Here is a 10,392-nt window from a genome sequence, read left to right on the forward strand (position 1 = left end):
AAACACTATTATCATTTATTATTTTATCATATATTTTATTTTTTCTCTATTAATTAGCATTGTTTTTAACCTACTCTTAACGCTTGGAAACACACGGCTAACAGACAATATCAAATCGTTAACAATCAAAAAAGAACTAGCCACAGTAACATCACTAGTTCTTTTTAATCTTGACTTCTGTCCCTTGCTCAACTTGGCTAGTCATCGTCACTGTCAACTCAAGTTTATCCAGAATTTCTTTAGTCAAATAGAGACCAAGTCCTGTTGATTTTTGATGATGACGCCCATTATAGCCGGTAAAGCCATGTTCAAAGAGCCGCGGTAAATCCTCAGGTAAAATACCAATACCTGTATCAGCAATCGTGATGCTCTCGTCAAACTTAATCCTCACACCACCAGTCTTAGTGTATTTGACCGCATTATTAATAATTTGCTCCAAGGCGACAGTCAGCCACTTTCTATCACTCGTCAGTCGCCAAGACCCCTCAATCCTGACAGAGAGATTTTTCATAATAAACTGATTGGCATATTTTTTGATAATGTCGCGCGTGACATCTGCCACATCAAAGGTTTCAAATCGGAAATCAGTTGATGTATTTTGTAACCGCAGATAACTCAATAAAATATTGAGATAATTATCCAATTCTAATAATTGGTGCTGTACATCCGATTGTGTCAGGTTATTTGTTTGCGCCATCAAGTCGAGCGCTGCAATCGGCACTTTCATCTGATGCGTCCAAACTCTAGTTAAATCTAACAAATCCTTGTCAAATTTCAACAATTCTTGATACTTCTCCTGATGCCATTGCTCAAGCCCAATAAGTAGCTGTTGATAATCTTCACCAATTAAGCTCGTATCAGGAAAATAGGGTAAATTTTCCACACTAGTCCGTGCTAAAAACTGGTGGAGCTGAATAAAGCGTTGACAGGCAAAACTCAGATAAAGTACAAAAATCAACGTGGGTAGCAAGAAAGCGACTTTAAAAGCTGCTAAATCTATGTTTTGTAGATATAAAACAAGCACAATCACGCCCTCAGTGAGCAAAAAAATGGCAATTTCGCTAAATTTCTCCTGACAAAAACGGGCAATAAGTCGTAGATAAGGCATCATTTGATAACATACCCGACACCTCGAACGGTGTGAATGTGATCAAAGTTGACTTGCAGGAGTTTTTTGCGCAAGCGACTCATATTGACATTCAAAGTATTGTCGTCGATATAGTCATCACCCTCCCAGATTTTTTTCAGAAGATCATGTTTGTCGACAATATGCCCTGCCTGCTCTAGCAATGCTTTCAAAATAATCATCTCTGTCTTAGTCAAGCTAACTTTTTCTTGTCCATCCGAAAAATTACCATCTAAATCTAACGTGAATTGTTCAAAACTTAAATGGTTGACTTGACCCTTTGTCCGTCTTAAAAGCGCGTTAATTTTAGCAACTAACACCTCAACAGAAAAAGGTTTGCTGACAAAATCATCTGCCCCCATATTCATTGCCATGACAGCATTCATCTCATCAGATGCCGATGAGATGAAAACAATCGGCAAATCATTGGTTTTTCGAATTTCAGTTGTCCAATAAAAGCCATTAAAATAAGGCAAAGTAATATCCATCAAGACCAAATCTGGTTGGTATTCTGAAATTTCTGCTGCTACGGCACGAAAATTCATGACACTCGTCACCAGGAATTCTTCTTGAAGTTTTTCACGTAAGAGCTTAACAATCGTCTCATCATCTTCAACGATAAAGATTTTATTTTTCATATCTTTATTTTACCAGAAAAGAGAGAGTTGTGTCAGTTATGACCAATACGATACTCAAATAAGCGATTCATCAGTTTTGGAAAAATGTCATCACCATTTTTCCACCCTCATACCACTCAATATCAATACTTAATTTATTGGCATTTTTTCCTTGCCAATGATATGACGCACTACCATCCTTGATCGTTTTCCCAACAAAACCCACAGATTTGACACTTGTTTTAACATATGTTTTAACATCCTGTCTGGATACATCGGTAAAATGAATACCGCAAGCTTTTTCATAAGTCCCCTCTCCAACATCCTCAATGATTGTATTTTCACCAACAATTTCAAATGGCGGTTCAGGAATTTGTTGTGTTTGCAAATTATTCGGCCACTCTGTTGCTGCGTACTCACCTTTTTCCTCACGTTCTCGCAAAGTACTGATTGTCGCTATCTTACCTGGGGAATCAGGTATATTTTTACCGCCACTCATCTTATATGCCGTAAAAAGTGAGGCTGCCAGTACAGGGGTTATCATCATCACAACTACTTTTTTCATCATCAATCCTCCTTAAGTTTGTGTATCACGGCGATTAAAAATTTATATCGTCTCTCTTAGTGATGTCGATTTTCAGCATCTTTAACCATATTATTCCTATTACTATTTTATCATATTTCTAATTAATTTCAAATAATACGTGAAAAAGATGATTTTTTGAAACCATACAAAAAACACCTCCAAAATCTGGAGGTGTCTATGGTAACAACTTATCTTTCAACAATGCGATAGTAAATTTTTGATGTTTTACGATAAATCAGATAATAGATTACTGAAATAACTAGAATCGTTATGCCGCTGACACTAGCAATCATGCCCATGTCAGTGATACCAAAAATGTTGATTAACTTAGAAATCATCACAAAGGCTGCTGCAAAGTGAATGATGCTGACAATGATTGGCATAAAGAAAACGATTGACACTTGTGAATCAATTGATTTTTTAACTTCTTTTTTAGTCAATCCAACTTCTTGTAGAATACGGTAGCTGCGTTTATCCTCAGCACCCTCTGAAATTTGTTTGTAGTAGATAATCAAAGCAGCACCTAAAATAAAGGTAATTCCAAGCATAAAGCCAATGAATAGGAAGCCACCTGTGAATGCCATGATGCCCTCTCTGCTTTCTTTCTCAGTTGCAACAATGACTTGATTGATTTGGTTAGTATCATTTGTTGTCTTTTTACTTAACACCTCACGTTCTTTAGCCGGTAAGTCAATAAGGATTTCTGTGCTAATAGGTGTTGTGAAAGCATCAACATTTGGATTGTCTGAATTTTTCTTAATCGTATCTTGATTATTGAGCTCGTTCAATTTTGTAAGTTCTTGTTCATCAGAGACAACGAGTACAAAGACATCAAATACTCCAGGAAATTTAGGGAGGTTTTTAAGCGACGGTACTTCTTTAACAATCTCTAAATTTTCACCAAACCAATCAACTGATTTGACATCTCTATCACCAAATGCTTTATAAAGAACAACTTGATTGGGGGCTAACTCTGGTAAATCATTACCTAATTTAACCATATCGTCACGCGTGACAAATCTTATTACTGAATAATCATTCATTTTCGCATTTTCCGCTGGTAATACTGCTTTTTTATCAGCGCCAACACTTAAATTTGTCATAACCATAAATGTCGAATATGGTGCAATTTTTGTATGATCTATGTCATTTTCTTGAATGAAGTTATCCAGGGCTGTTTTATTTTCGTCAATGCTTTTTCCTGCAAAACTAATATTTGTGTTCTTGGGATATTGGTCTGCTACGACTTTTTGAACACCGACATAGAGAGCGACAGATGTCGCAAGTGTGACAAACGTCATGGTCACGAGAATCGTGATATTGGCAAGACCAACTGCATTGGTTTTCATGCGGTAAAGCATACTACTTGTCGTGATAAAATGTTCAGGTTTGTAATAGTAGTTTTTATTGGCTTTCTGACGTTTCAAGACGAAGATGGTTACGCCGATATAGAGTAGATAAGTCCCCAAAATAACCAAGATAACTGCGATGAAAAATTTAAGTAAAGCCTCAATCGGTCCTTGAACGCTAAGCGCCAGATAATAAGCAACGGCAAGCATCAGGACACTGAGAATAGACATGATTAAACGACCACGAGGTTCACGCTCACTGCGTGTGTTATCTTTCAGTAAGCTGATAGCTGAGTTCCGTTTAATCGTCACCATGGCAAAGCACATAAGCAAGGCAAAGATAGCTGCAAAGACAAGCAATGTTAACAAAATGGCTGTGAATGACACTTTTAAGTTAAAGTAGTTGCCACCGATAAGGTGAACAAAAATCAGATAGAGAAATTCTGAAAAAATCAAGCCCAAAACAGTACCTGTGATAACTGTCGCAGCAAAGGTCATTAACAATTCCCAGAATGAAATCGTCGCGATATTTCGCTTGTTCAACCCCAAGATATTATAGAGTCCAAATTCTCTGGTTCTTTGCTTAAGTAAGAAACGGTAGCTATAACTCACGATGATAACTGAGAACAAGACAATAATGGCAAGTCCAAATTTCATCATCATCCTGACGGCATCAGCACCTTTTAACTGGTCCAAGCTCTCAGAAAAGGCAAGGTTTGACAAGATTAGCGTCATCGCAAACATAGATGTTGTTGCGAGTAAAAACGGTGAAAAATTAGATAAAGACTTTCGGATATTTTGAAAAGCTAGTTTGAGATAGAACATTATTCTCCTCCTAAAAGGCTTGTGATGGCTGTCGTAATATCCCGGTTAAACTCATTATTAGATTTACCAGCCCGATAGAGTTGGTGGAAGATTTGACCATCTTTGATAAATAGTACACGACTAGCATGACTAGCAGCCAAACTTGAATGCGTCACCATGAGAATTGTTTGACCTTCTGCGTTGATTTGCTCAAATAATTCAAGCAAGCCATCTGAATTTTTAGAGTCAAGTGCAGCTGTCGGTTCATCCGCTAAAATTAATTTTGGATTTGTAATCAGGGCACGCGCAACAGCCACACGCTGTTTTTGACCACCAGACAACTCAAAAGGTTGTTTGTCTAGTAAATCTGAAATATTGAGCTTAGGTGCTAAAACTTCCAAACGTTTAGCCATTTCATCATATTTATAACGCCCCAAAACAAGTGGTAAGAAAATATTATCCCGCACGCTCAGCGTATCAAGCAAATTGAAATCTTGGAAAACAAACCCCAAGTGGTCACGACGGAACTCTGCTAACTGTTGCTCCTTAATCGTGCTAATTTTTTTGCCCTCTAAAACGATTTCACCACTACTGGGTTTTTCTAAAGTAGCTAAAATATTCAACAGTGTTGTTTTACCACTGCCACTTTCACCCATGATAGCGATGAATTCACCTTCTTCAGCAATGAAATTCACATCTCGCAAGGCTTGTGTTTTCTCTTTTGAAAAACGTGTTTGGAATGTTTTTTCTAAATGATTGACTTCTAAGAACATTAGTTGATCTCCTTTAAGATACTCGCTTTAATTTCTGATTTTTTGACTTCTTTGTAACCGGTCACGCCTTTAGTTTTGTTAACCGTTAATGCTAAGTAAGCACCTTTTCTAAGATTGTGGTCTGCCGTAAACTTAGTTGCTTTCTTAACGTTACGTTTATTGACAGCAGGTAGCTCATAGTTATACGTTGTATAAACACGACCACTACTGTCTGAGTCTTGTGTCGTTACACCATCTTGTGTAATCTTCACATAGTAAGCATCGCCCCCATAACTCTTTTTATAAACCATGTAGAGCCCACTGCCGATAAGCGCAAGCACTGCAAAAACTGCTAATAATTTTTTCATTGTAACTCCTTTGATTTTAAGTTATTGAAACTCATTTATTTTCCTCTTAACACTCTTATTATCGCATACTACATCATCACCTACCTTACACCTCACTATTTCTTTCTTACGAAAATGTAAGTCAGAGGAATTTTAAGCATTGCTATTAAAAAAAACTAACAGATAATGAAAGCTCTGCTAGTTTATATGTTTGTTATGACATCTTATAGACTTTATATTTACCCAAACGCTTAACTGTAATGCCAAGCTTTTCGAGCGCGTGAATCAAATAAAGATAGTTCTCAGAAAACTGGGCATCGATAAGAAAGAAATACTCTCCTAGGAAAGTTTTTAGCGGTCGAGATTCAATTTTGGTTAAATTAATCCCGAAGTCTGCAAAAATTTGCAAGGCTTTATAAAGTGCACCCGGTAGATTATCCGAAAGTGTCAAGGCTAATGTCATCTTTTCTGTTTCAACTGGCAGCGGAATTTTCGGTGTCGTATGTCCCAATAACCAAAACCTTGTGAAATTTTCATCAATTTCTTGAATGTCTTGAGCTATAATCGTCAACCCATACTCCAAGCTACTGGCAGTGGGCGCAATTGCCGCATAATTTTTCTCGGGATGTTCCGAGACAAACTTTGCCGCATAAGCTGTGCTATCAGTACTTTCGATTTTTGCGTCAGGAAAATGGCACTGCAAATATTTCAGCGATTGCGCAATCGCTTGGGGATGAGAAAAGATTTTTTCAATCTTTTTATCCGCACTTGTCGCCATAAGCTGTTGCTTGATTGGTTGGACGATTTCAGCCTGAGCTCGAGTGTCATCCGATTGTAAAAAGAGATAATCAACAGTCTGGTGGACACTACCTTCAATCGAATTTTCAACAGGAACAATTGCATAGTCAACTAAGTCTTGCTCATAACTTCTAATGACCTCAGTAATCGAGTCAAAGGCAATGAGTTGGTGGCTACTATCTGGAAATGCCGCACGAGCTGCCGCGTAAGTGAAGGACGCTTTAGGACCCAAAAAACCAATTTTCATCGTCTAATTTCCTTTATAATTTCCTCAGGTGTTCTCCCTGAAATAGTAATAATTTGAGTCGCAATAGCTTCATACAAGGGGGCACGAGTTTCAAATATTTCTTGGAGTTCCTCTCGTGATTTATCGATAAATAACGGTCTAACATTCGTCGTATCCGCAGAAATTCGCTGATAAAGGGTGTCAAAATCTGATTTTAAGTAAATGATTTCTGCATCAGCATTACCTAAAATACGGCGATTATCTTCAGACATGACAATCCCCCCCCCTGTCGCAATCACACCTTCGTTTTGTGACAATTCTTCTAAGACCTGTGATTCAATTTCTCGAAAAGCATCTTCACCTACCTCAGCAAAAAAAGTCGAAATCGGCATACCGATACGCTTAACGATAACATCATCCATATCAATAAAGTCTTCTGCTAATAATTTTGCAATGGTCGTCTTGCCCGACCCCATAAAGCCTATTAAAAATGTTGTCATCTATCTCAGTTTCCATTCCTTCTTAGCTATACCTTATTTTTATCATGCTTGGCACACCACAATATTATTGAATATAGGTCTTACTTTTTCTTCTTCTTGCCCTTTTTCATTTTCTTCTGGGCACGTTTCATAGCAGCGGTCATCGCCATTTTTCCAACCTTACCTTTTAGACCACCACCAAACATGGCGCTCATATCACCAATCGTACTCATATCTGGCATACCACCTGGCATATTTGGCATTTGACCACCCATACCACTGAGCATGGCGCCCATATCACCATTCATCAAGCCACTCATCATCTTTTTAGACTCATTAAATTGCTTGATGAGTTTATTAACTTCGATAAAAGTATTACCTGAGCCTGCAGCAATTCTACGACGACGTGACGGTGATAAAATATCAGGATTGGCACGTTCTTCTGGTGTCATGGATAAGACTGCCGCACGTTTTCTGGCAATCTCTTTTTCATCTACCTTGATATTGGCAGCGCCTGGAATTTCTGACATACCTGGAATCATTTTCATGATTTCATCCAAAGGACCCATTGATTGGACTTGGTCTAATTGCTCGATAAAATCGTTAAAATCAAAGGAATTTTCACGCATTTTTTCTGCCATCTTAGCAGATTGCGCCTCATCAAATTGACTTTGTGCTTTCTCGATTAAAGTCAGCATATCACCCATGCCAAGAATGCGTGAGCTCATCCGGTCAGGATAGAAAACTTCTAAGTCAGTTAACTTCTCACCCGTCCCGACAAATTTAATCGGCTTACCTGTGATTTCTCGGATAGATAATGCAGCACCGCCACGCGTGTCACCATCCAATTTAGTAATGATAACACCAGTAATTTCCAATGTTTCGTTGAATTTCTTGGCGACATCGGCTGCGACTTGACCGGTCATAGCATCAACAACTAATAGAATTTCAGTCGGTTGTGCCAAATCTTTGATTTGTACCAACTCGTTCATCAATTTTTCATCGATTTCAAGTCGACCAGCCGTATCAATTAAAACATAGTCGTTACGCTTTTCAGCCGCCAAAGCCAAACCATGACGAACAATCTCTACTGGATTAACGTCAGTGCCTTCATCATAAACCGGTACATCGACTTGTCTCCCCACTGTTTTCAGCTGCTCTATTGCCGCAGGCCGGTAAACGTCAGCCGCAATCATTAAAGGCCGTGCATTTTCAGTTTCTTTTAAGCGTTTGGCTAATTTCCCTGCAAAGGTTGTTTTACCGGCCCCTTGGAGACCTGCCATCATGATAATCGTTGGGATTTTTGGTGACTTAGCAAGCTCTGCTTCCCCACCACCCAAGATTGCTGTCAATTCTTCATCAACGATTTTGATGACTTGTTGCGCCGGTTGCAGAGCTTCAGAAACTTCAACACCAATCGCACGTGTGCGGATATTTCTGATGAATTTTTTGACAACTGGTAGCGCGACATCGGCCTCTAGCAATGCCACACGGATTTCTTTGGTAATTTCTAAAACATCATTTTCAGTGATTTTTTTCTTTCCGCGTAAGTTTTTAAAAACGCCTTGTAATCGTTCTGTTAAATTTTCAAATGCCATAATTTTCTATTCTCGATTCTTTTTATAATTTAGGTAGGGACAGTTTAATTTTTGACTTAAATTTTTTCTCTTGTGAGTGTTCATATACTCCGGAATGTAAAGAAACCTATTATCGTTTGCTACAAAAGTTAGGTTATTCATCATGGGTTTCAAAACGATTTTTGGATAAGTTGACCAGACGAATTGAAAAAGTTTGTGAGGTCCCCCTCCCATTTCAATCTCTAATTTGTTATCCGCTGTCACATAGGCAATTTCACTCAGTGAAATCGTTCTACTTCTACCAATTTGCTCAACAATCAAAATCTCTTCATTTGTTAATAAAGTGATACGCTTAAGTTTCAAAATAGCTTTACAAATGAAAAATAAGAAGTAAACAATTATTGAAGATAGGAATATCTTTAATATGCCAGCCATATCACTGATTAAAATTACTAAAAAAACAAAAACAAGTAGCCAAGCAAAAACAATTTCTAGAATATTTAATAGACTTGAAGTCTTATAGATGATTACTTCTCTATTTTTTATTTTATAGCTATTCATTTTCTAAACTTTGTAAAATCGTGATTTTGTCAACCAGATAAGTATCATCCGCATATTTTGCTAAAATTTCGGCAAAAATTTGCTCGCGCACAATGTAGTCTGAATACATATGGAGTTTGGTCTCATATGTTTCCAAGACTTTTTCTGTCCGCTTGATATTATCATAGACGGCTTGCCGACTGATTTTGTATTCTTCTGCGATTTCCGCCAATGAATAATCATCTGCGTAATAAAGCTCGACATAATTCATCTGTTTTTCTGTTAGCAAAGTCGCATAAAATTCAAACAGCGCATTCATCCGATTGGTTTTTTCAATTTCCATTCTTCTATTATACCAAAAAAACTGAGATAAACTCAGCTTTCTTATCAATCTTATCTTAGAAATACGCCATCATGACTTTTGCTTCAAATGATTGTTTAGATAAAGTAAACTATCTTTAAAAATACCGTCACCCCAGATTTCTTTTTCTGTGAGCCTTGTCTCAATCAATTTAATGGGTTGTTGATTAACCAAAATCATGGCGCATTTATAACCTGAAAAAGGTTCGTGCCTGGCATAATGACATCTTCATCTTTCTTGGCGCTTTCGATATCTGAGCAGGTAAAGCCTACATTACCACTTAAAAACCAAGAAGAAGTATGGTAAATTTAACAATCAGAAAGACGAAGATAACCAGAATGATTAGATTGATAAAGGTACTGAAAATAAAATCGTGTCGATTGGATGTCATAGCTTCAGCTCGAGTTGCTTCATCATCATATTCTTGTTTTCGTCTATCAGAAAAGTTCTGATAATTTTGCAAAAAAACAAGGATATTCAGGACTAAACCAGTCAAACAAACTATTAGGAAAAGACCTTGTGAGACACGACTCGTAAACAAAGACGTATCTGTTTCTCTAGGCATGGCAACTAAAAAATTCATTAGCTCTCTCCTTCCTTCTTGGTCATCTTAGTCCGAGTTGGACTTACCCATGTCCCCTTACCAGCAAAGCCAAAGACTGTCTTAATTGCAGGGATAAAGGTTGTGGCAATGGTAATGGCATTCATCTGACAGTACCACACCATATAGCCTGGTGCAAACAGTAAATATTTCATTTTGGCACCATGATTATCTAGTGCAAGTGAGGCGACTAATTGCGGCTCTATAATTTCTGTAGTGGGTAAATCCA

12 protein-coding genes and 1 pseudogene are annotated in these 10,392 nt (G+C 37.7%); all 13 read right to left on the reverse strand.

All coding sequences use genetic code 11. The features are described from left to right. Positions 1–154 precede the first annotated feature (154 nt). On the reverse strand, positions 155–1,111 hold the full coding sequence (locus RR45_RS03305; protein ID WP_096823149.1) for a sensor histidine kinase: 957 nt from the start codon (positions 1,109–1,111) through the stop codon (positions 155–157). Further along, positions 1,108–1,764, reverse strand: coding sequence for a response regulator transcription factor (locus tag RR45_RS03310; protein WP_031365535.1), 657 nt, complete (start codon positions 1,762–1,764; stop codon positions 1,108–1,110). The genes RR45_RS03305 and RR45_RS03310 overlap by 4 nt, the downstream gene beginning before the upstream one ends. 70 nt (positions 1,765–1,834) lie before the next feature. After that, the gene (locus RR45_RS03315) at positions 1,835–2,311 is read right to left on the reverse strand and encodes a hypothetical protein (protein ID WP_031365534.1); all 477 of its coding nucleotides are present in this window, start codon (positions 2,309–2,311) and stop codon (positions 1,835–1,837) included. A 206-nt stretch (positions 2,312–2,517) separates the two neighbouring features. Then, positions 2,518–4,503 carry an FtsX-like permease family protein gene (locus tag RR45_RS03320; protein ID WP_031365533.1) on the reverse strand — a complete coding sequence of 662 codons (1,986 nt, stop codon included), beginning with the start codon at positions 4,501–4,503 and terminating at the stop codon, positions 2,518–2,520. Beyond that, positions 4,503–5,255 (reverse strand): ABC transporter ATP-binding protein, encoded by a 753-nt coding sequence (locus tag RR45_RS03325; protein ID WP_031365532.1) that lies wholly within the window; start codon positions 5,253–5,255, stop codon positions 4,503–4,505. Before RR45_RS03325 ends, RR45_RS03320 begins: the two co-directional genes overlap by 1 nt. Beyond that, on the reverse strand, positions 5,255–5,602 hold the full coding sequence (locus tag RR45_RS03330) for a YxeA family protein (protein ID WP_031365531.1): 348 nt from the start codon (positions 5,600–5,602) through the stop codon (positions 5,255–5,257). The genes RR45_RS03325 and RR45_RS03330 overlap by 1 nt, the downstream gene beginning before the upstream one ends. A 193-nt stretch (positions 5,603–5,795) precedes the next feature. After that, positions 5,796–6,626 (reverse strand): prephenate dehydratase, encoded by an 831-nt coding sequence (gene pheA / locus RR45_RS03335; protein ID WP_031365530.1) that lies wholly within the window; start codon positions 6,624–6,626, stop codon positions 5,796–5,798. Further along, positions 6,623–7,105, reverse strand: coding sequence for a shikimate kinase (locus RR45_RS03340; RefSeq protein WP_031365529.1), 483 nt, complete (start codon positions 7,103–7,105; stop codon positions 6,623–6,625). Before RR45_RS03340 ends, pheA begins: the two co-directional genes overlap by 4 nt. A gap of 80 nt (positions 7,106–7,185) precedes the next feature. Next, complete coding sequence (gene ffh / locus RR45_RS03345; RefSeq protein WP_031365528.1) at positions 7,186–8,682, reverse strand: signal recognition particle protein; 1,497 nt, start codon at positions 8,680–8,682, stop codon at positions 7,186–7,188. Between the two features lie 6 nt (positions 8,683–8,688). Next, positions 8,689–9,222, reverse strand: coding sequence for a hypothetical protein (locus RR45_RS03350; RefSeq protein ID WP_031365527.1), 534 nt, complete (start codon positions 9,220–9,222; stop codon positions 8,689–8,691). After that, a complete protein-coding gene (locus RR45_RS03355; RefSeq protein ID WP_031365526.1) occupies positions 9,215–9,544 on the reverse strand; it encodes a putative DNA-binding protein in 330 nt (109 codons plus the stop codon). Before RR45_RS03355 ends, RR45_RS03350 begins: the two co-directional genes overlap by 8 nt. Positions 9,545–9,842: 298 nt before the next feature. Beyond that, positions 9,843–10,145, reverse strand: coding sequence for a hypothetical protein (locus RR45_RS03360; RefSeq protein WP_031365525.1), 303 nt, complete (start codon positions 10,143–10,145; stop codon positions 9,843–9,845). Further along, positions 10,145–10,392: pseudogene (locus RR45_RS03365) on the reverse strand (hypothetical protein); the annotation flags it as partial. The pseudogene RR45_RS03365 and the gene RR45_RS03360, both read right to left, overlap by 1 nt.

This window comes from Pseudolactococcus chungangensis CAU 28 = DSM 22330, assembly GCF_002441885.1.
In the GTDB taxonomy this organism is placed as follows: domain Bacteria; phylum Bacillota; class Bacilli; order Lactobacillales; family Streptococcaceae; genus Pseudolactococcus; species Pseudolactococcus chungangensis.

Coding starts and splice junctions, on each gene's coding strand:
- pheA (WP_031365530.1), bottom strand. CDS start 6,626: ATGAAAATTGGTTTTTTGGGTCCTAAAGCGTCCTTCACTTACGCGGCA.
- RR45_RS03320 (WP_031365533.1), bottom strand. CDS start 4,503: ATGTTCTATCTCAAACTAGCTTTTCAAAATATCCGAAAGTCTTTATCT.
- ffh (WP_031365528.1), bottom strand. CDS start 8,682: ATGGCATTTGAAAATTTAACAGAACGATTACAAGGCGTTTTTAAAAAC.
- RR45_RS03350 (WP_031365527.1), bottom strand. CDS start 9,222: ATGAATAGCTATAAAATAAAAAATAGAGAAGTAATCATCTATAAGACT.
- RR45_RS03305 (WP_096823149.1), bottom strand. CDS start 1,111: ATGATGCCTTATCTACGACTTATTGCCCGTTTTTGTCAGGAGAAATTT.
- RR45_RS03340 (WP_031365529.1), bottom strand. CDS start 7,105: ATGACAACATTTTTAATAGGCTTTATGGGGTCGGGCAAGACGACCATT.
- RR45_RS03315 (WP_031365534.1), bottom strand. CDS start 2,311: ATGATGAAAAAAGTAGTTGTGATGATGATAACCCCTGTACTGGCAGCC.
- RR45_RS03325 (WP_031365532.1), bottom strand. CDS start 5,255: ATGTTCTTAGAAGTCAATCATTTAGAAAAAACATTCCAAACACGTTTT.
- RR45_RS03330 (WP_031365531.1), bottom strand. CDS start 5,602: ATGAAAAAATTATTAGCAGTTTTTGCAGTGCTTGCGCTTATCGGCAGT.
- RR45_RS03355 (WP_031365526.1), bottom strand. CDS start 9,544: ATGGAAATTGAAAAAACCAATCGGATGAATGCGCTGTTTGAATTTTAT.
- RR45_RS03360 (WP_031365525.1), bottom strand. CDS start 10,145: ATGAATTTTTTAGTTGCCATGCCTAGAGAAACAGATACGTCTTTGTTT.
- RR45_RS03310 (WP_031365535.1), bottom strand. CDS start 1,764: ATGAAAAATAAAATCTTTATCGTTGAAGATGATGAGACGATTGTTAAG.